The organism is Sulfurospirillum oryzae, assembly GCF_025770725.1.
GTDB classification, from domain to species: Bacteria; Campylobacterota; Campylobacteria; order Campylobacterales; family Sulfurospirillaceae; genus Sulfurospirillum; species Sulfurospirillum oryzae.
Genome location: NZ_JANZKZ010000002.1, coordinates 1 through 18,930, shown reverse-complemented (window position 1 = coordinate 18,930; position 18,930 = coordinate 1). Strand labels below are relative to the sequence as shown.

The 18,930-nt window shown below is 40.3% G+C and carries 21 protein-coding genes; 5 read left to right on the top strand and 16 right to left on the bottom strand.

All coding sequences use genetic code 11. The features are described from left to right. Nucleotides 1-35 precede the first annotated feature (35 nt). The 5 genes from arsB to N0B29_RS04530 form a co-directional block, all read right to left on the bottom strand. The gene (arsB, locus tag N0B29_RS04550; RefSeq protein WP_263832522.1) at nucleotides 36-1,091 is read right to left on the bottom strand and encodes an ACR3 family arsenite efflux transporter; all 1,056 of its coding nucleotides are present in this window, start codon (nucleotides 1,089-1,091) and stop codon (nucleotides 36-38) included. A gap of 299 nt (nucleotides 1,092-1,390) precedes the next feature. Continuing rightward, complete coding sequence (locus N0B29_RS13000; RefSeq protein WP_318526689.1) at nucleotides 1,391-2,968, bottom strand: methyl-accepting chemotaxis protein; 1,578 nt, start codon at nucleotides 2,966-2,968, stop codon at nucleotides 1,391-1,393. A gap of 77 nt (nucleotides 2,969-3,045) precedes the next feature. Then, nucleotides 3,046-3,654 (bottom strand): hypothetical protein, encoded by a 609-nt coding sequence (locus tag N0B29_RS04540; protein ID WP_263832521.1) that lies wholly within the window; start codon nucleotides 3,652-3,654, stop codon nucleotides 3,046-3,048. Between the two features lie 51 nt (nucleotides 3,655-3,705). After that, nucleotides 3,706-5,361 carry a cbb3-type cytochrome c oxidase subunit I gene (locus N0B29_RS04535; protein ID WP_263832520.1) on the bottom strand — a complete coding sequence of 552 codons (1,656 nt, stop codon included), beginning with the start codon at nucleotides 5,359-5,361 and terminating at the stop codon, nucleotides 3,706-3,708. Further along, the gene (locus N0B29_RS04530; RefSeq protein ID WP_263832519.1) at nucleotides 5,358-5,945 is read right to left on the bottom strand and encodes a cupredoxin domain-containing protein; all 588 of its coding nucleotides are present in this window, start codon (nucleotides 5,943-5,945) and stop codon (nucleotides 5,358-5,360) included. Before N0B29_RS04530 ends, N0B29_RS04535 begins: the two co-directional genes overlap by 4 nt. 221 nt (nucleotides 5,946-6,166) lie before the next feature. Between N0B29_RS04530 and N0B29_RS04525 the strand changes: the two genes are divergently transcribed. Continuing rightward, nucleotides 6,167-6,565 carry an RrF2 family transcriptional regulator gene (locus N0B29_RS04525; RefSeq protein ID WP_263832518.1) on the top strand — a complete coding sequence of 133 codons (399 nt, stop codon included), beginning with the start codon at nucleotides 6,167-6,169 and terminating at the stop codon, nucleotides 6,563-6,565. On the opposite strand, the gene N0B29_RS04520 is transcribed toward N0B29_RS04525, so the two are convergent. From N0B29_RS04520 to N0B29_RS04505, 4 genes are all read right to left on the bottom strand, one after another. Then, nucleotides 6,562-6,747 (bottom strand): 3'-5' exonuclease family protein, encoded by a 186-nt coding sequence (locus N0B29_RS04520; RefSeq protein ID WP_263832517.1) that lies wholly within the window; start codon nucleotides 6,745-6,747, stop codon nucleotides 6,562-6,564. The genes N0B29_RS04525 and N0B29_RS04520 overlap by 4 nt on opposite strands. Before the next feature lie 268 nt (nucleotides 6,748-7,015). Then, entirely contained in the window at nucleotides 7,016-7,333 is a 318-nt protein-coding gene (locus tag N0B29_RS04515) for a YMGG-like glycine zipper-containing protein (protein WP_263832516.1), read from the bottom strand. A gap of 140 nt (nucleotides 7,334-7,473) precedes the next feature. Then, on the bottom strand, nucleotides 7,474-8,085 hold the full coding sequence (locus N0B29_RS04510; protein WP_263832515.1) for a 3'-5' exonuclease: 612 nt from the start codon (nucleotides 8,083-8,085) through the stop codon (nucleotides 7,474-7,476). 1 nt (nucleotide 8,086) lies between these two features. Then, complete coding sequence (locus N0B29_RS04505; RefSeq protein ID WP_263832514.1) at nucleotides 8,087-9,904, bottom strand: putative nucleotidyltransferase substrate binding domain-containing protein; 1,818 nt, start codon at nucleotides 9,902-9,904, stop codon at nucleotides 8,087-8,089. 131 nt (nucleotides 9,905-10,035) lie between these two features. Here N0B29_RS04505 and N0B29_RS04500 point away from each other — a divergent pair, with 131 nt between their 5' ends. Next, nucleotides 10,036-10,287 carry a hypothetical protein gene (locus N0B29_RS04500; RefSeq protein WP_263832513.1) on the top strand — a complete coding sequence of 84 codons (252 nt, stop codon included), beginning with the start codon at nucleotides 10,036-10,038 and terminating at the stop codon, nucleotides 10,285-10,287. On the opposite strand, the gene N0B29_RS04495 is transcribed toward N0B29_RS04500, so the two are convergent. Beyond that, a complete protein-coding gene (locus N0B29_RS04495; RefSeq protein ID WP_263832512.1) occupies nucleotides 10,270-10,920 on the bottom strand; it encodes an arylesterase in 651 nt (216 codons plus the stop codon). The genes N0B29_RS04500 and N0B29_RS04495 overlap by 18 nt on opposite strands. 81 nt (nucleotides 10,921-11,001) lie before the next feature. Between N0B29_RS04495 and N0B29_RS04490 the strand changes: the two genes are divergently transcribed. Then, complete coding sequence (locus tag N0B29_RS04490) at nucleotides 11,002-11,907, top strand: DMT family transporter (RefSeq protein ID WP_263833326.1); 906 nt, start codon at nucleotides 11,002-11,004, stop codon at nucleotides 11,905-11,907. Nucleotides 11,908-12,061: 154 nt separating this feature from the next. Here N0B29_RS04490 and N0B29_RS04485 read toward each other — a convergent pair whose 3' ends face one another. The 4 genes from N0B29_RS04485 to N0B29_RS04470 all read right to left on the bottom strand — a co-directional run bounded on the left by N0B29_RS04485 (nucleotide 12,062) and on the right by N0B29_RS04470 (nucleotide 15,551). Then, nucleotides 12,062-12,649, bottom strand: a complete 588-nt coding sequence (locus N0B29_RS04485) for a LutC/YkgG family protein (protein WP_263832511.1) — start codon at nucleotides 12,647-12,649, stop codon at nucleotides 12,062-12,064. Continuing rightward, entirely contained in the window at nucleotides 12,646-14,019 is a 1,374-nt protein-coding gene (locus N0B29_RS04480) for a lactate utilization protein B (protein ID WP_263832510.1), read from the bottom strand. The genes N0B29_RS04485 and N0B29_RS04480 overlap by 4 nt, the downstream gene beginning before the upstream one ends. Then, entirely contained in the window at nucleotides 14,016-14,759 is a 744-nt protein-coding gene (locus tag N0B29_RS04475) for a (Fe-S)-binding protein (RefSeq protein WP_263832509.1), read from the bottom strand. The genes N0B29_RS04480 and N0B29_RS04475 overlap by 4 nt, the downstream gene beginning before the upstream one ends. A gap of 165 nt (nucleotides 14,760-14,924) precedes the next feature. Beyond that, the gene (locus tag N0B29_RS04470; RefSeq protein WP_263832508.1) at nucleotides 14,925-15,551 is read right to left on the bottom strand and encodes a LysE family translocator; all 627 of its coding nucleotides are present in this window, start codon (nucleotides 15,549-15,551) and stop codon (nucleotides 14,925-14,927) included. A gap of 134 nt (nucleotides 15,552-15,685) precedes the next feature. Here N0B29_RS04470 and trhA point away from each other — a divergent pair, with 134 nt between their 5' ends. Both trhA and N0B29_RS04460 read left to right on the top strand, forming a co-directional pair. Then, nucleotides 15,686-16,327: a PAQR family membrane homeostasis protein TrhA gene (trhA, locus tag N0B29_RS04465; protein ID WP_263832507.1), complete on the top strand. Its 642-nt coding sequence runs from the start codon at nucleotides 15,686-15,688 to the stop codon at nucleotides 16,325-16,327. A gap of 79 nt (nucleotides 16,328-16,406) precedes the next feature. Next, complete coding sequence (locus tag N0B29_RS04460) at nucleotides 16,407-16,916, top strand: ferritin family protein (RefSeq protein WP_263832506.1); 510 nt, start codon at nucleotides 16,407-16,409, stop codon at nucleotides 16,914-16,916. A gap of 48 nt (nucleotides 16,917-16,964) precedes the next feature. Here N0B29_RS04460 and N0B29_RS04455 read toward each other — a convergent pair whose 3' ends face one another. Together N0B29_RS04455 and thiE are read right to left on the bottom strand one after the other, a co-directional pair. Then, on the bottom strand, nucleotides 16,965-17,951 hold the full coding sequence (locus N0B29_RS04455; RefSeq protein WP_263832505.1) for an acyltransferase family protein: 987 nt from the start codon (nucleotides 17,949-17,951) through the stop codon (nucleotides 16,965-16,967). 116 nt (nucleotides 17,952-18,067) lie between these two features. Next, on the bottom strand, nucleotides 18,068-18,712 hold the full coding sequence (thiE, locus tag N0B29_RS04450; protein ID WP_263832504.1) for a thiamine phosphate synthase: 645 nt from the start codon (nucleotides 18,710-18,712) through the stop codon (nucleotides 18,068-18,070). Nucleotides 18,713-18,930 lie beyond the last annotated feature (218 nt).

Below are 18,930 nucleotides of genomic sequence, written 5' to 3'. Positions count from 1 at the left end.
GGGGAGTTTTCCTCTCGTAGCTCACGTTTTTTTCTTTACTTTTCAAACCAATGTCTAGTATTGTTCGCAACGCGTACCAGTGCTAACATAACAGGGACTTCCACAAGAACGCCCACAACTGTCGCCAATGTTGCACCTGATTGCAAGCCAAAAAGAGTAATCGCTACGGCTACGGAAAGCTCAAAAAAGTTACTCGCCCCGATCATTCCAGCAGGTGCAGCAATGTTATGAGGAAGCTTCCATACACGTGCCCAACCATACGATATATAAAAAATAAAAAAGGTTTGAATGGTGAGTGGAATAGCGATCAAAAGAACATGCAGAGGATTGTTTAAAATAACATCGCCCTGAAACGTAAAGATAATAATAAGCGTCAGCAAAAGCCCAAGAATGGTGGTTTTATCAAATTTTTTAATAAACACATTTTCAAAGTAACCAAGCCCTTTGTGCTTGATGATGTACCGTCTTGAGAGATAACCGCTTAACAAGGGAATGACTACAAACAAAATGACCGATAAAAACAGAGTGTCATAAGGTACAAATACATTGCTCACACCCAGTAAAAAAGCCACAATGGGAGTAAATGCAATCAGCAAGATAAGGTCATTGACGGCAACTTGGATCAAGGTATAAGCAGCATCGCCTTTGGTGAGATGACTCCATACAAACACCATTGCCGTACAAGGTGCTGCTCCTAGTAAGATCGCACCGGCTAAGTATTCATTGGCGAGATTTTCAGGCAAAAAGTTTACAAACAGAACTTTAAAAAAGAAAGCGGAGATAAGATACATGGTAAAAGGTTTAATCAACCAATTGACCGTACACGTAATACACAACCCTTTAGGTTTTTTACCCGCATCCAAAATACTCGCAAAGTCGATTTTGAGCATCATCGGGTAAATCATAAGCCAAATCAGAATGGCTATAGGAATGGAGACATTGGCGTATTCAAAACGGCTCAAGGTGTGTGGAATGATAGGAAGAAACTGACCAATAGCCACACCCGCGATAATACACAATATCACCCATACGGTGAGATAACGCTCAAAAAAGCCCATGCCCGAAGCGGGTTTTGTAGATTCATTTTCCATTACAACATCCTTTACATATCAACATATATTGATTTAAATTGTTCATTCGTAGAAACAAACAACCGATGTAAATGAGCCAGTTTGACCCAGCAACTTTATCTCAAACATTTATTAAATAATATTATATCAATTTCATAGCATGAACATAGCATACTCTAAATGTATTTGTTACGTGTGCTAAGTGTTGAAAATAAGTGAGTAGCCAAGGTACGTTTGTAAGTGATTCTTCAAGAGGAGCTTTGGATTAACCCTGATTGTAGTTTAAAAACTCAAGGGATGAGGAGAATTTCTCCTCATCCTTATGCTGTTTTAAAAACAGCGAGAGACTGACTAAGTGACTCTGCCAAAGTCGATACGTATTTGGCAGAAGATGCAATCTCTTCAACACTTCTCGCATTTGAGCTTGAGAGTTCATTAATTAAGCTCATTTTATTGATAACAGCGTCATTAACAAGTTGCATGTTCGCTTTCATTTTCAAAACGACATGATGGGTGACATCTGTAGTTTGATTGAGCATTGAAACAGCTTCATCGGTTTGAAGCGAAACTTTTTCAGAAAGATCACATAGTGCATGAATACGTACGCTGTTTGCATTCATCTCGCCACTAATGTCGTTGATGGACTGAACAATCAAATTGACTGTCGTATTGGTTTCCAATAGACTTTTTTGTGTTCGCTCTGCCAATTTTCGCACCTCATCTGCCACTACGGCAAAACCGCGTCCATGTTCTCCCGCGCGTGCCGCTTCAATAGCAGCATTAAGGGCTAAAAGATTGGTTTGATCGGCTATCTCACTAATAACATTTAAAACCGACTTGACTTGAACTGCTTCGGTTGAAAGATGATTGAGGCGATCATTCATTTTTGCTTCAATTTGAACAGTTTCATTAAGTTGCGTCAATGTCTCATGTAAAGATTGTTGTGCGATCATCAAACTCTTTTGTGCCTGAAGGGTTATATTTTCTGCTTCATAGCTACTCTGGTTCATCTCTTCCATCTGCACTAAAACCTGTTGCGCCTCTTGAGTCGTTGCGGTCACAATGCCTGCTTCTTCTTCCGCCCTTCGCCCAATTTGAAAGCTTGTTTGTGAAAGTTCCTCCGCAACAGAGGCATTTTCAATAGCGTTATTTTTTGCAACATTAAGCGTTTGTGCTATCTCATCTAAAAGCAGATTTAACGAGTTCATAGTGTCATTAATCTCATCGTTTGAACCTGTTTCTATCTTTACATGTAAATCTTTATGATTTTGAATGTACTCTATCCATTGCTTTGCGTTGATAACAGATTTTTGAATGCTTTGGTTGGTGATTCCAAAAAGGAGAAGCAAGAAAAACGAGACGGCGCCCAGAGCTATTTTCCCCGTCATTGCACTGCTATCAAGGCTATCAAAATTAACTTCTTTCACACTCTCGCCCAATACATTTGTTTGATAAATAATAGCATCAAAAAGTGCCGCAGATTGGAGCGTTAATGTCTTAAACGCTTCATATTCAGCCTTGTTTGTTTGAGCAAAAGAGTTCTCTTGAATAATAGATCCATATTTTTGTAGCAACACAATGCGTTGCCCACTAATAGAATACCATTTCTCGACATCGCGTTTCAGTGTGGAAATTCTATCTTGATTTACTTTTGCAAGTAAAATGGGAAAAAGTGTATCTATCGATGAGAGTGATTCTTTATAATTTTGTTCAAATGCTTCCAATCGCTTCGAATCAGTAAAAAGTTGGAAGCCTCTTAATTCCATCATACTTTGAGCCACATGTGTCTCGACTTTTCCAATGATCCATAGCCTTGTTGCTGCCATTTTCCCATCATGGCTTAATAGTACAATTTCGTACCCTAAAATCACAACGCCTATCAATAAAATACTCAACATAAGAAACAATTTTCTTTTAATCGTCGCAAAAAACATATTTATCCCTTAACTTTATTTTCAAAAAATTCTAGACACTTCTAAATATGATCTTCGCTACTCTCTTCAATCATTAAACTTTTTTTATGAATACACCCATGTGTTTCAAGTTCATCTAAAAGTTGAAGTGTCTCTTCGTAAAGTTGTGCATAATGACGCGCATGGCATTCAAATTTTTTGCGCTCTTTTTTAGCATACAACCAAGCCCAAAGCACGGAGAGTCCAAAAACACCGTAAATTTCCCATTGCCACTCTTTTAGATTGAGTAAGACAATAAAATATTGCACGGAAAAGAGGACAAAAAATTCAATAGACATGATAATGACCAAGATGGAGCTTTGTTCAAAATCTATTGTATATTTTTCAATCTGACGAAGTTTTGCTAAATTGGCATTAACACGTTTGACGTCATCTTTACATGTAAGAGTAACACTCGCTTCATCAATCGCTTTGATGTGAATGTTACTGATGTTATATTCGAGGTTGGTTTGTTTGTAAGCTTCCAGAATTTCGGGATGTGTTTGTAAGCAGTTTTCAATATCGATGAGTTCAATATGCTTTTTACCAAGCGCTTTTTCGACATCTTGATAGACCAAGTCATAAAGACCTATTGTTTTAATCTCTCGCGCAACGCGCTCTAAGTGTATCATCGCTCACACTCTATCACTAAGATCGCACCGCATAAAGCGGTGCGAAAAAGATTAAGCATTTGCTGGCTCAATGCCATAACTTGCTTCTTTATTATGAGATGGTAAGAAGATACCAATAAGACCTTTTAGCCCAACAGACATAATGACGTTGAACAAGAAAAGAAGCCAAGCAACAAGCAACATCGTGCCACAAATTGCTGCAAGAATCATAAAGAAATTGTATTCGCCATTGAAATAAAGATGACGTCTAAGCATACCATCAAGTCCTGCCATACCCATAAATGCACCCATACCGATACCACCAATGAGGTGCAACCAGAAGTGCGCATTGGCAAGTTTTGTACTCCAAAGTTTCGCATTGTTGGTTACAAGCGGCCAAAGCACATAAACAGCACTGTAAAGTGTCATATAAAGACCAACGATAATCGCGATATGAACGTGCGCACCGATGATCCATTGTGTATTGTGAAGCACACGGTTCATTGCCATATCAGCTTGAATGATACCCGCAGGAACAGCTAAACCAAAGCCGATCAAACCCCCAAGAAGGTATTTGAGCTCCATTGTCATTTTAAGTGGTCGCGCTTTCCAAAGTGTGACAAGCGTAATGAAAAGTGCTAAACCTTGTGTGAGAAGCTCAAATGCGGTGACCATCTCACCTGAGATGAGTTTCATCATTTCAGGTTGACCTTGATCTGCAAGCAAGTGGTGAGACCAGACCATCCACGAAACCAAAAGTTCAAGCATCAACGCTGCACGCGCAACGTTCTCCATAAAGAGTTTTTGCCCTGTAATCAGCGTTGCTAAAAGATACCATGAGCCCGCAACATAGATAAGCACCAAGCCATCGGCTACAAGATCGAGTCCCCACCAGAACCAGTTTTTATATAAAAGTGCATCAATGGAAGCCACATCTAACTTAACGCCACCCATATCAGCAAAAAGATAAACCAATACCAAAACACCCGCCGATAAAATAACCAATGCATCTAGGAACGTATCAACCGTTCCTCTAAAGATAGCAACAACGGGTAATGAGAGTGCAGGCTCTTTTGAGTATGGCTCTTTTCCAGTCAATTTATGAACGAGGTTTAACATACCGTCAATACCAAAACCAGAAATCAAAAGCTCTTTCGTTGTTTTGTTTTTATGTACGCCTACTTTTGAGAACACTGTTGCGTAAATGTTGTAAATGAACAGTAATGTTCCCACCATAATGAGTGCAACACCTACGATAAACATCACACCACCAATCGCTTTAAACTGTGTTGTATCGGCAGGCAATGGCCAGTAAAGTGTGTACAATGGCGCATAGTTATAGACAAATGAAGCTAACCAAGATGCCATTGTGCCAATCGTAATTAAAATCCATGTAGCATTGGCCAATTTAATGCTATACAAAGGCTTTTTTGTTAAAAACGGCACTAAGAAAAGAAATGCTGCAAAAACCAGTTGATAGGTTGACCCAAAAATACCAACAATAGGATGCACCGTCATAATCGCAAAGTAATGATCGACACTACCATTGACAGGTTTGATAGAAGGCGCTATTGACGCCGCACGCATAATCATACCCTCTAATGCTGCAAGCCCATAAAATAAAAATGAGACAACAACCGCTCGAAGGGTTGCTTTTTGTAAAGCATTCAGACTCGTATGATCAAATTTACTGTCTGCACCATGAATGAGATCATTCATAAAACTCATTTAGAACCTCCTTGAGCTACGTTTGTCTTACAGCCTCTGACTTCCATAATACTTGGTACGAACATACCATTGCCTTTAGGGCCAGAGTACTCTGTTGACATCAAGTCAAAAACACCATTTTCGTGAAATGTCCATAAAATAGTATTTTTTGAACCTGGATTAACCTGCATTTGGGTGACCATCGTATGGTCTTTTCTAAACAACCCAAAACCATAAACCAAATCTTGGCTGGTTACGTCAAATAACACCTTTTGCCCGCATTCAACGACTAGTTTTTCACTTGGAAGTTGAAACTGATGTTTTTCAATCGTCACTTTATAAACCTGATCAGGCTTTATGCTTTCACGCATAATGTCCTGCGCAACCCAAGGAACCACATTGTAAGTAAAAATGTGATGTCCAACACCCGCCGCAACTAAAAATGCAATAAACCCATAAAAAGGGATACGCACCATAGGTTCAGCTTTTTCACTGCGTGTAAGGTTGTAACCAAACCAAGCAATAATTGCGATAATCAGCACTGAATACACTGTATACGCAACGTTATGGAATGCCAACAACTCTAAAGAGTTCAAAAACGTCATGCCTCATCCTTTGTTGTATTATTACTACCTTGATGTAGTATTTAACAATGCAATACTACTAAAGCAAAAATTAAAAATTCCTGATAGTTTCTTATTTTAAAAATACTATATTGGCTGTGTTATCTGTGTTTAATATTTTTTCTATACAATACAGATGACTTCTTCGCTCAATAACATTAATTTTTCTATCTAAAGAAGCTCACGATTTTACGGAGAATACCATGAAACTAAAAACAACTTCAGAATACGCCCTACGTATCTTGTCTCACATGAGCCTCCATGAAGAAGAGCAGCATACGGCAAAAGGACTTTCTGAAACATTGAAAATTCCTTACAAATACCTCACTCGTATTATGACCAATTTAGGAAAAGCTGGATTTATTAGTTCTACCAGAGGAAAAAATGGTGGATTTATCTTTGCAAAACCTGTTGATGAGATAACGCTCTATGATATTTTAGAAGCCATGAACGATCTTAATGATGATGTTTGCATTATGGGAGAAGGTCTATGTGGACAAGGAGAACATTGTGCATTGCACGAATGTTGGTCAAAACCTAAACAGCTTATTGATGAAATGTTTAAAAACTCTACCCTCAAAGATCTTCATAGAAAGTGTTAAAGTTTTGTATTTTGAAGTTTAATATACATCACCGCATCATTGAACGCATCATGTTTCCCAAAAATAGGCAAGCCTAACTCTTTCATCATCACATCAAACCGCAGGTCGATCACGCCATCGGGAATGAACTTTATCTTTTTATCGTGGTAGAGTCCTGAGACTTCGATTTGGGGATTGGGCACGTTTATACCAAGCCAAGGTTTGACGTACTTGTTTAAAAGTTTAGCCCTCGTATAATGAAAAAATTTAGCTTAGTTTTTTTCTTTATGGTGGGGAGGGAAAGACTGATTTATCGATTTAGGGGTATTACTGCAAGAATTATCGTTTTCGAAATATCTGTTCAAAACTCCGAAGTAATTTAACTTCTCCAGTTCAGTGCAAAACTTCGCATACTGATTACGCGATTGTATCTATCACATAATCAGTATTTTTAAAAGTTATCATCACAATTTAGTCGTCATCGTGATGCTTATGGTGCCCTTTATGCTTTCCATTATCATGATGCTCATGGTCCTCATAGACCACATCTCTATGTACAACATGTGTTTCTGTTTTTGCAGGTTCACTACTGCCTACCGCAGCACCAACGGCCCCACCAACTCCACCACCGATGATAGCGCCATTTTTACCGCCTGCTGCCGAGCCGACCGCTGAACCAACTCCTGCGCCAACCATACTGCCGACTACCGCTCCACCATCAATATCCCCAGCACTCAACATTGTAGTGGCAACAAAAGCCAATACACCTAAAATCCATTTTGATTTCATATTCTTACTCCTTTTGTTTTCCTCAAGAATTTTACCATCAGGACGGTCATATAATGGTCATCTCTACCTAAAAACAAAGTATGGGAGTCAAACATACTGGAGCTAAACTTTTAACGTTTACATGTAAAACAAAAACCTCCCTAAACCTTCCCAATATTTTGAAGTTTAATATACATCATCGCTGTCATCACCGCATCATTGAGCGCGTCATGCTTCCCAAAAATGGGCAAGCCCAGATCTTTCATCATCACATCAAAGCGCAGGTCTATCACACCATCGGGAATGAACTTTATCTTTTTATCGTGGTAGAGTCCTGAGACTTCGATTTGGGGATTGGGCACGTTGATACCAAGATAGGGCTTGACGTACTTGTTGATCATCTTCATATCAAACTCAAGGTAGTAGCCAACCAGTGGGCGTGAGCCTATAAAGTGTAAAAATTGCGTAATGGCTTCACGGGGCTCGCACCCATTTTGTAGGTCAATATTGCGAATCTGATGAATTTTGATGCTCTGCTCGTTTACTTCCTGTGTGGGTTTGACAAAAAGCTCGAACTTCTGGGACATCAAGATTTTATTGCCTTTGAGCTTCACCGCTCCGATGGAGAGAATCTCATCTTTTTTAGGGTTCAGTCCTGTGGTTTCAGTATCGAACACCACGACCTCATCTTCGGGGGCTTCTTCAAATAAAAAGCGGTACTGCTCGTTTTTCAGCTTTTTAGCATTGCGCGCTTTAAAAAAAGAGGCGAACATGCTAGCTTACCATCGAGAGTTTAAAATGGTGCGTCAAAAACTTCTTAAATTTATTGACGATTTTAAAGCTGTCTTTGAGAAGCTCTAGCTCTAATTGGTTAAGGTTTTCAATATTGACAAAGTTGTCAAGCCCTTTGTCTTCACCCCTTGCCAATCGTTCTTTGAGGCGTAAGTTCAAAAGCGTATCGAGCGCTTCGATGAGAGCACCCGCAAAATCGCTGTCTATGACATCGAGCTTTGCTAGTTTTTTGATGCGTGTTACGGTATCGGTTGGCTCTATTTTATGCTCCAACGCAAGGGCGCGAACACCTTGAACGATGGGGAAAATGCCACCTTTTTTGACATCGATTTTATTGTTTTCCGAAATAAGAGTTGTAAAGATGCCGATAGGTGTTTCAAATGCCGTGGCAGCTTTGGCAAAGTTGGCTAAAAAAGGGCTCTGCTCTTCGATATGTTCAAACACTTCAGCTTTGAGTTTACGTAACATCGACGCATCGCCTGCCACGGGGATGGCATCAAAAAAGATCGCAAGGTTCATGACATCTTCCATGGTAGGAGCATCAAACCACCTTACGATTTCCTTGTGATAAGAACTCCAATGCTTACACCAATAAGGGTTTGAAACCATGATGTTTCCCTCACAACGTGGGAAACCAAAGTCGATGAGCGTTTCGGTGAAGCGTTGCATGTAAGGTGTATAAAGGCTTTCCTCCATCCCATCATCAATGATAAGCGCATTGTCTTGATCGGTCTTCAATAACTGCTCTTTACGTCCTTCACTACCCATGACGATCAAACACGCTTTTTTGGCAAGCGCCTCTGGAACGATCATACCATAGAGTTTTTCATAAATTTTCTCGTTAATCTCAGAGATCAGCTTCGCAATATAATCAACCTTTGTCCCTTTTACATGTAACTTTTTAACAATGTTAATAAGATCACTGCTGGCTTGCTTGAGCTCTTCAATACTCGTCGCTTTTCGGATCTGAACGGCAACCAAATAGGTGTGGTTGGCAAAGTAACTTAGCAAATCAAGCTGTTCTAAAATACCGATAATCTCGCCATCGCGTGTCACAACGATGCGCTTGATAGAATGCTTTGTAAACGCCAGAAGTGCGTTAAAAAGATAGTCATCGGCTTCGATGGTGATGATGGGATGAAGCGCAATAGGTCCAATTTCGGCATGTTTATCGTACTCTTCAAAAAGCACATGACGACGCACGATGCTATCGGTCACAATGCCATATTCATAGCCATCGCCATTACGTACGATGATACAACTGCTCTTTTTCGCTTCCATTTGCTTTAAAGCTTCCATAATGGAACAATCCTTCTCAACAATGGTCGGTTCATGCAAGTAACTGTCCTGCACACGCGCCATCATAAAACCTGAAAGTTCAGTGGTGTACTCTTTAGCTTTGGCAGATTGGATTTTGTTGGCAAGGTCTTGAATGAAGTAAGCTTTAAAGGCTGCATTTGAGTCCAACAAAGAGAGAAAATCCTCTTTTTTAAGCTCGTAACAGATGAGTTCTTCCAGCACTTTAAAACTACTCTCGCTTTTGTTATAAATGAGTGCATCAGCATCAAACGAGTTGGATTTACTGTAAACTTTAAGAAGTTCATCCTCGTTATACTCCCCTACTTCACCCTTGATGATGATGTAAAGAAATTCGGAGGGTTTTGAAGGAGAGAGAAGCAACGTCTCTTTTTTGTAGTAAGCAATGTTCATAGCACTTATGGCTTTGCTTATCTCTGTTTTGGAAAGCAATTGAAACGGGTGAATGGAGCGTAAAAATGCCTCAAGATCGTACATACTCATGCAAAGCCCTTTAGTGAGAGTGACTTTGATTGTAACGTGGTGCGAGCCAAAAAATGCTTACACCGTAAAATTAATAAAGAAGTTAAACAAAGAATGTGGCATAATTGCACACAAAAAATAAGGATAGGAACTTGCACCCAACGATCGAAACTTTTTTAGCCAACTTGACCGCGCTTCATCAATTAGAGCCCAAAAATCTCCCCAGTGATGTTTTACATGTTATGGTAAAAATGAGTCCTGAAGAGCTTTTTAAAACCTGCACACAACTTTCTGTACTTCTTAACAATGTACCCAGTCAAACGACACCTATTACGCTCTCTGAAGCTGAAATAGCGACTTTAGCTGAAGAGTACCTCAAAGGAATTTTAAAACGATTTCGCTGATGGGTGGTAGTTTTCGCTGAGTATGCGCGCGATGCTTTTTGCCATCAATTCATAGCCTTGTTCATTGGGATGCACTTTGTCAGATTTAAGCGTGGTTTCATTGTCAAATATCTTTTTTAAACTGCTATCTTCGATCTCAATGTTGTTTTCTTTGGCAACTTCATAGTAAAAGGAAGGCACGTTAAAGTTTAAAATATCAAAGGTTGGAACGCCCACTATAAGGACATAGATGCCCTTCTCTTTTGCCATTTTGACCATTTTGTCGAGATTAATTTTGGTTTGTACCAGATCTTGTTTACGTAAAATGTCATTTGCACCATGGCAAAGAATTAAAATATCGGGTTTGTGACGCTCAAGAGCACTTGGCAATCGCTCCAATCCTTGCGCACTGAGTTCCCCTGAAATACCTTCATTGATCACGCTTACATGTAAAAGCTCAACCAGCACAGAGGGGTAGCTTTTATCTCTGGGTGCGCCATATCCAAACGTCAGGCTATCGCCAAAAGCGAGTATTTTGGTATCGAGTGGCAAAGAGAGACTTTGCACATCAACTTCTTGTCTGCTTTTGTAATAGTTGATACCTACGATGAGAACAATGATAAGAATGATGTTGCGTAGGTTGAAAAGTTCCATGCGTACATTGTACACCAAGGCAGATGGTTTTAGCAAACAAAAGATACAATTTCAAACATTTTTTAATAAAGAGATTACGTGATGAAGCAACAACGCATTGATTTGATTGGCATTTTATTTTTACTCACCGCTATGCTGACATGGGCGAGTTCATTTATTGCTTTTAAAGCCGCTTTAGGACCGCTGGGACCTATGAGCTTGATGTTTGGTCGTATGCTGGTAGCCAGTCTCTGTTTTGTCTATTTTATCAAAGGCTTTTGCAAACTTGAATTTACGAAAAAAGATGTCAAATACATTTTTTTGCTCACGCTCTTTGAACCATGCCTTTACTTTATCTTTGAAGCCAAAGCACTGCAACTGACCACCGCTTCCCAAGCAGGTATGATCACTTCTATGATGCCTTTAATGACTGCCATAGCCGCAAGTTTCGTGCTCAAAGAGTATCTTAGCAAGCGCGTCGTCATCGGCTCTATTCTTGCCGTTTCAGGAGCTGTTTGGCTCAGTCTTGGCGCACAAAGCAGCGAACACGCCAGTAACCCACTTTTAGGGAATCTCTTAGAATTTTGTGCAATGGTCTGTGGTACATGGTATGCCATCTCGGTGCGTTACCTCAGCCAAAGATTTTCAGCCCTTTTCTTGACTGCCATCCAAACGTTTATAGGTACAATCTTTTTTGCGCCATTGGCACTTTGGGAGTATCTAACACTTCCTATGACCATTACAGGAGAAGTCGTTGGCTGGATTTGCTATCTAGGCATTGTGGTTACGCTTGGAGGATACGGCATGTTTAACCTTGCCCTTGGTCGCATTGAAGCTTCAAAAGCATCTGTGTTTGTCAACCTCATTCCTGTCTTTACGGTTTTACTGGCTTATATTCTTTTGGGAGAAGTGCTTAGTCAAACGGAAATGATGGCAAGCTTTGTGATCTTTGGGGGAATTATTATCTCTCAACTTCCTAGATTTCGTGCCAAAGAGAAACTTCTTTAGTCTTTACATGTAAAAAGAGAGGTATCGATATTAGACTTCTTGCAAAATCTATTTTGCAAGAAGTAAAAGCACCAAAGGTGCATGGGCTTCCTGCCGAAGGAAACCCAGTGTTAACGTAGCTTTCAGAGCTGTGCTTTGAAAGCGTATAGCATTATTATACGAACACCACACATGCCTCAGTAGCGCCATGCGCTCCGATAACCAAAGATTGCTCGATGTCAGCTGTCTTGGATGGTCCACTGATAAAAAGACCAAAAACATCCTTTGCATCAAAATTCACTCTGGTGTAGGCTTCATGCATACTGTGGACAAGTTCACCTTTAGGAACAACAATCATCAACTTTTGAGCGATGAAATAGAGCGCACGGTGTCTTGCATCTGCCTCTTTCACCCATACCGCGCCGTTTTCTGCCACGGCAAATTCGCCTTTGATGATCGCCAAATCAACGTCTTTTAGCGTATGCGGATCGTCCGTTGCATTCAGTTCTTTGGTGTTTATTGACAAGCCTTCTACGGTTGAGACGATCACGGCTGCATCTTTATAATGCTCTTTAACGTAGGCTTCTATGGCGTGTTTGTCTTCCAAATGAACCGCATTACCACCCACACTGGCTAGCGTCGTTGCAAACTTAGCATCCAAATCTTCATACGTTGTGTGAAGAATATTAACTTCTGGCAAAGCGTTTTCACTTCGTGGCTTACCCTCTTTGATCGCTTTTAAAATGGCTTCACGTGAACTCATTTAATACCCTTTTTTGCTTTGTAAAGTTCTTTAAAACTGTTTTTTGGGAATGGTGGTAACTCTCTATTTTTTCCCCACAGATTGAATTTTGAATAGACAAGAAAACGTGGCAAGATAGGCACCATCTTGCGCGCCATAAACCCTGCTAAATCCATGAGTTTTGGACGACACATCAGCCATGTTGCCATCTTTAAGGCATTGTGTTTGACTGGACTCAAATACCCCGCATCCACCACATCTTGGCGTTTGAGATAAAGCTGTTGCGCCAAATCGACTTTGACAGGGCAAACATTTGAGCACGAAGAACAAAGCGAGCAGGCAAATGGCAAACTATAATACTTTTTCAAATCACGGCTAGGGGCTAGTGTTGAGCCAATGGGTCCTGGGATCACATAACCATAGCTATACCCTCCACTTCTTCGATAAATCGGACATGTGTTCAAACATGCACCGCAACGGATACACTGAAGTGATTTGACATAACGCTCATCGCTGAGGATTTTGGATCGCCCATTGTCCACGATAACCACGTGCATTTCGCCACCTTCGACTGCGCCATGATAATGAGACGTGTAGGTAGTAACGGGCTGACCTGTTGCGCTACGAGCGAGTAAGCGTGTGAAAACACTGAGATCTTTTAGGCGAGGAATAATCTTTTCAATGCCCATACACGCAATATGAAGCTTTGGCAAACTTGCCCCCAAGTCAGCATTGCCTTCATTGGTACACACGACAATGCCACCCGTTTCAGCAATAGCAAAATTCACACCAGTCATCGCAGCATCCGCCCCTAAAAACTTCTCACGCAAATGCGCACGTGCGGCACGAGTGAGGTACGTCGGGTCAGAGTTGCCTTTTTCTGTTTTCAAAAACTTCTCAAAAGTGGTTCCAACGTCCTCTTTTTTGAGGTGAATCGCAGGTAAAACGATGTGGGAAGGTGGCTCATTTCGCAGTTGTACAATGCGCTCTCCAAGATCGGTATCGACCACCTCAATGCCATTTTTTTCAAGGTATGGGTTAAGATGGCACTCCTCGGTCAGCATGGATTTGCTCTTTACAAGCATCTTCACACCTTTAGAGCGTAAAATATCTAAAACAATTTCATTGTGCTCTTTCGCATCTTTGGCCCAATGCACGCGAATACCTCGTGCAAGAGCATTTTTCTCAAAGATATCAAGGTATTCATCTAAATTACTAAGCGTGTGCGATTTGATTTTATCAGCCGTATTGCGAAGCGCTTCCCACTCGTCTAAGCTTTTTGCTTGAGTGTCGCGTTTAACACGGACAAACCAAAGTGCTTTGTCGTGCCATTTCATGCGCTCAACGTTGCTGGCAAATTTTTCGGCAAGTTCAGGATGGTTGTGACTCATTGGACATCTCCTGCTAAAATTTGGGCGATATAAATGGTTTTAAGTGGCATCTTTTCACGATCAATCACCCCTTGCATGTGCATCAAGCACGACATATCCACGCCTGTGATGTACTCACTTCCTGCATCGAGATGATCTTGCAAACGTGCTCTGCCCATCGCAACACTCATCGCCTCTTCGGTGATGGCAAACGTACCGCCAAAACCACAACACTCATCTTTGCGTGTCAGTTCTGAGTAGCTAATGCCTTTTACTTTATCCAGTAAATTTTTGATTTTGGAAAATTCGGGTACATTTTTCTCACTCATGCTAGCAAGTCCAAGTTCCCTGTGAGCATGACAGCTGTTGTGAATGCCTACTTTGTGAGGAAAGGTAGCATTCATAGAGGTTGGTTTAACAACATCATGTAAAAACTCAACAAGTTCATAGGTATGGCTTCGCATCCGTTCAAAACCATCCCTTCCTTCTAAAAACTGCGCGTAGTTATGGCGCACCATACTGACACAGCTTCCGCTAGGGGCTACGATGTAGTCATAATCTTTGAAGATTTTAAAAAATCGTTCTGCAAGAACGGCTGTCTCTTTGGCACAACCTGTATTGGCTTGTGCTTGTCCACAACACGTTTGTTCAAGTGGGTACTCCACATCCAATCCTAAATTCTCCAGCACTTTAAGCGTTGCCATAGAGGCTTCAGGATATAACTCATTCATAAAACAGGGGATAAAAAGACCTATTTTCATACAGACTCCCATAATTTTTTGGCTTATCGTAACAGTTAGGTCGAACAAGCGTATGATATTTTTTTATGAGCCTAAGATATTTTGTAAAAAAATTTCAATAAGTAACACTCCTGCAAAAAGTGCAAGAATGATGGCTAAAAGCTGAGACTTTTTCATCGTACAAGCCTACTTTGACGCAAAGGCTAATTTGAGCGCCAAGACCGCAAAGATCGTTCCTGCCGCACGGTTTAAAATCTTCTCGCCACTTTTGGTTTGAGCAAACCATGCACCCACACGACCCGCTAAAAGAGAGACGAGACTAAAGACCACAAAAGCACAAAGCATAAAAAGCGCCCCAAGTGTAAAGATTTGAGCGGTTACGTTCCCAATTTCAGCGTTCGTAAACTGTGGTAAAAAGGCTAAAAAGAAAATGGAAACTTTCGGATTAGTAATGTTCATAAAAATGCCACGCTTATAGAGTGCTTTAAGGCTCAGTGGGCTTTTGTCAGACTCTAGTTTACTCTTACTGGCATCTTTAAAAGCCATATAAGCAAGGTATAAAAGATACGCTGCTCCCACAAATTTGAGAATAGTAAAAGCAAGAATGGAAGTTTGAAAAATCACTGCAACACCAAGCGCTACGGCTGTTGTGTGAAAAATAAGTCCACTGCAAAGACCCAGTGCTATCACAATGCCTGAGCGGCTTCCTTTTGTCATCGACTGGGTTAAAACAAAAAGTATGTCAGGACCAGGAGCTAGCGCTAAAAGCGTTGAAGCAGTCACAAACATCATAATGGTTTGAAGCTCGAGCATCACACTCTCCTTTTACATGTAAAGATACAAAATTGTATCGACATCTGCCTTAGATTATACTCTCAATACATTATAGAAAAACTATTGACTATTTCGGAGTATAATGAGCCATTAATGACAAAGGAGCACCCCTAATGGATGAAACCCATTCTTATTCTCTCATGGAAGAGATTTGGCATAGCATTACGCATGGGATAGGACTTCTTTTGAGCGTCAGTGCGCTTACACTTTTAACGGTTTTTGCAGGACAAAGTGGCGATGGTGCAAAAATTGCAAGTGCGCTTGTCTTTGGACTCTCTTTAATGGTTATGTATGGAACATCTACGCTCTATCATGCTATACGTATTCCCGAAATAAAATCTATTTTGCGCCAAGCCGATCATTGCGCCATTTATATTCTCATTGCCGGAACCTATACTCCCATCTGCCTTTTAGGGATTAAAGGAGCTTTTGGTTGGACATTATTTGGTATTGCATGGGCGATTGCAAGTATTGGTATGAGTTTAAAGCTTTTTTATCCAGAGCGATTTGGACGTCTCTCTTTAGCATTATATGCACTGATGGGATGGATGGTCGTGGTAGCGGTAAAACCTATGTTAGCAAACCTTGACACGCTCCTTTTATCTCTTTTAGTCGCGGGAGGACTTGTTTATACCATAGGGATTCTCTTTTACGTATGGAAGAGATTGTATCTTAACCATGTCATTTGGCATTTTTTTGTTCTAGGTGGAAGCATTTGCCATTTCTTTGCAGTTTTAATGTTGATCTTGAATTAAGCATAATTCTTTATCAGATTTTTATCCTAGATACTCTATAAAATAAGTATCTATCGAAATATCACAAAAGGGGTGTACGATGAATGTCTACGAATACGCGATGAAAGTCGAAAAAGACGGCGAACGTTACTACAGAGAGCTTGCGGAGAAAACAAAAGACAAAGGTGTAAAGTCAATTCTGACAATGCTTGCAGATGAAGAAGTGAAACATTACATTGTATTTGATAGAATGAACAAAAATCAAATCATCCCAACACAACCAAGTGTCGATCTTTTTAGCCATACAAAAAACATCTTCGAAAAAATGCGAAAAGAGAATCAATCTCCTCGTTTTAGCCAAGACCAAATAGAGTTTTACAAAAGCGCTTTACGCTCAGAAGAGAACAGCTACAAGTTTTACATAGAAAAAGCACTTATGATTGAAGATAGCGAACAAAAAGCTGCATTTCTACGCATTGCAGAAGAAGAGAGAGCACACTATGTTCTTTTGGAAAATTTAGTTGAGTATATCTCAGCACCAGAGAGTTGGATTGAAAGCGCGGAGTTTAATCACATGAGCGAAAAATTTGTCCAAAAAATAACGCTTTAAAGCGTTTACATGTAAAAAGGGAAAGAGCGTTATCTTTCCCTTTTTGCGTTAGATCAATTTATCAAATCCTATTTTCTTTTTAAACTTTTCAATTCCCACAGAAACCACTAAACAAACACCTAAAAGTACCGCAAAAATTACCACAGGATATTTAAAGCTGTAAATAAAATTCGGGAAATAATAGTAGTAAATGAATGTATGAAATAAAAAGATATTGAACGAATGAACCCCTACAAACTCAAATGCCTTCTTTGCCCAAGAAGAAAAAACAATCAGCTCTGTTGTCCAAAGAATGAGTAAAATTCCAAAAAAAGTATCGGCTCTTATGCTATCGAAAAGCCAACCATTTTGTCTGTACCATGCCGCAAACGCTGTGAAAATTGCCAGCGTTAAAAAACGCCACTTGCCTTGTTTATCAAACCAAATAATCATTTTGACAAAGCCATCTTTATGCGAAAGATAGACACCTACGGCAAACGGAAAAATCCAGTCGTTGACAAGAGGAATCGGTGCAAATAATAGTAGCGCCGTCAATGCCAAAAACCAAAGATGGTACTTTTTAGTGAGTGTATTCACAAACGGAAAGATCGCATACAGTACGATGATGAGGCTCATAAACCACCACGTAGCGTTATAACCATAACTCACCCACGTGAACATGTGAAGCCCTAGCATTTGAATGATGAAGCCTTGAAAAACATGCTCGCCATAAACACTTGAAAGGGTTCTTCCCATAAACCATACGCCAATTGGCACAAAAATAAGCGCGATTAGCCAGTAATTCATGTAGAGTTTAAGGAGTCTTCGTTTATAGAATGCCCCTAATTCAAGCCCTTTTTTCTTCACCGATTCTGCCAGACCATAACCACTGAGCACAACGTAAATGCCCACACACACTTTAGCTAAAAGTGCTGCTTGAAACACGATAAAGCCAGCCTCTGGCTTCTCATAGAAAAGGTGATGCCATAAAATAAGCATTAGCGCCATTCCTTTACTCGCATTGGTGATGGAGACATCAAACTTTTCCAAAATCATGCCCGCTCCTTTATTAGAGTTCTTGCAGAACTTTAAACACGTTTTTAAAGCAAAGCTTCAAAAACTACGTTAACACTAGGTTTTCTTCGGCAGAAAGCCCGTGCACCCTTGGTGCTTTATTTGTTTTGCAAAAAGTCTATTTTTGCTTGTAATTTTTCTAAATTTTCCTCAATAGCATCTTCTTGATAGACTGCACTTATCACCGAATACATCGCAATATCATACTGTGAAAGCCAATGGATGTTTTCTTCATTAATGCCACCAATGGCACAAATAGGAACATTTAACTCAGCTTTTGCAGCACCTAGAACCTCATGTTCCACCACGTGTGCGAGTGGTTTTGTAGGCGAAGGGAAAAACGCACCAAAGGCAACATAATCTGCTCCAAGAGCCGCGTACTTTTTTGCACGCTCAATGTCACCATAACACGAAACACCAATGATTTTATCGGCTCCCAAAAGTTCCCTAGCCTCTTCATAGCTTACATCATCCATGCCTACATGTAGACCATCCGCATTGATGCGATGGGCGATTTCTAAGCGATCATCAATGATAAAAATCGCCTCGTAATAATCACATAAGGCTTGAAGTCTAATGCACTGTTTCTCAGCTTCTTCATCACTCGCATATTTATCACGGTACTGAATGATATTTACACCCGATTTTAAAACACGTTCAACTTGTTCAAGCATCGTTTCAGTAGGGGTAAGTGTTGCGTCGGTAAGGACATAAAGTCCCTTGAGGAGTTCTTTGTTTAACATGCATACTCTCTGTTTTTTTTAACAAAGATTGTACAGACTCAAAGCTTAAATTGCCCACGTAGTGAGATACAACGTGGGCAAAGAGGATCATTTACGACTTAAACTTCCCAAGCTCATTGTTGAGATTTTCAGTCATTACATGTAAATGTTCTGATGCTTGAGAGACATTGTCGATACTTCCAACATTCTCTTTAGAGATCACATTGATCTTCTCAATT

Excerpts from the sequence above, each read along its gene's own strand:
- N0B29_RS04480 (WP_263832510.1), bottom strand. The coding sequence starts at position 14,019 with ATGAGTCACAACCATCCTGAACTTGCCGAAAAATTTGCCAGCAACGTT.
- N0B29_RS04530 (WP_263832519.1), bottom strand. The coding sequence starts at position 5,945 with ATGACGTTTTTGAACTCTTTAGAGTTGTTGGCATTCCATAACGTTGCG.
- trhA (WP_263832507.1), top strand. The coding sequence starts at position 15,686 with ATGGATGAAACCCATTCTTATTCTCTCATGGAAGAGATTTGGCATAGC.
- N0B29_RS04485 (WP_263832511.1), bottom strand. The coding sequence starts at position 12,649 with ATGAGTTCACGTGAAGCCATTTTAAAAGCGATCAAAGAGGGTAAGCCA.
- N0B29_RS04455 (WP_263832505.1), bottom strand. The coding sequence starts at position 17,951 with ATGATTTTGGAAAAGTTTGATGTCTCCATCACCAATGCGAGTAAAGGA.
- thiE (WP_263832504.1), bottom strand. The coding sequence starts at position 18,712 with ATGTTAAACAAAGAACTCCTCAAGGGACTTTATGTCCTTACCGACGCA.
- N0B29_RS04540 (WP_263832521.1), bottom strand. The coding sequence starts at position 3,654 with ATGATACACTTAGAGCGCGTTGCGCGAGAGATTAAAACAATAGGTCTT.
- N0B29_RS04505 (WP_263832514.1), bottom strand. The coding sequence starts at position 9,904 with ATGAGTATGTACGATCTTGAGGCATTTTTACGCTCCATTCACCCGTTT.
- N0B29_RS04490 (WP_263833326.1), top strand. The coding sequence starts at position 11,002 with ATGAAGCAACAACGCATTGATTTGATTGGCATTTTATTTTTACTCACC.
- N0B29_RS04460 (WP_263832506.1), top strand. The coding sequence starts at position 16,407 with ATGAATGTCTACGAATACGCGATGAAAGTCGAAAAAGACGGCGAACGT.
- N0B29_RS04525 (WP_263832518.1), top strand. The coding sequence starts at position 6,167 with ATGAAACTAAAAACAACTTCAGAATACGCCCTACGTATCTTGTCTCAC.
- N0B29_RS04495 (WP_263832512.1), bottom strand. The coding sequence starts at position 10,920 with ATGGAACTTTTCAACCTACGCAACATCATTCTTATCATTGTTCTCATC.
- N0B29_RS04515 (WP_263832516.1), bottom strand. The coding sequence starts at position 7,333 with ATGAAATCAAAATGGATTTTAGGTGTATTGGCTTTTGTTGCCACTACA.
- N0B29_RS04535 (WP_263832520.1), bottom strand. The coding sequence starts at position 5,361 with ATGAGTTTTATGAATGATCTCATTCATGGTGCAGACAGTAAATTTGAT.
- N0B29_RS04470 (WP_263832508.1), bottom strand. The coding sequence starts at position 15,551 with ATGCTCGAGCTTCAAACCATTATGATGTTTGTGACTGCTTCAACGCTT.
- N0B29_RS13000 (WP_318526689.1), bottom strand. The coding sequence starts at position 2,968 with ATGTTGAGTATTTTATTGATAGGCGTTGTGATTTTAGGGTACGAAATT.
- arsB (WP_263832522.1), bottom strand. The coding sequence starts at position 1,091 with ATGGAAAATGAATCTACAAAACCCGCTTCGGGCATGGGCTTTTTTGAG.
- N0B29_RS04475 (WP_263832509.1), bottom strand. The coding sequence starts at position 14,759 with ATGAAAATAGGTCTTTTTATCCCCTGTTTTATGAATGAGTTATATCCT.
- N0B29_RS04510 (WP_263832515.1), bottom strand. The coding sequence starts at position 8,085 with ATGTTCGCCTCTTTTTTTAAAGCGCGCAATGCTAAAAAGCTGAAAAAC.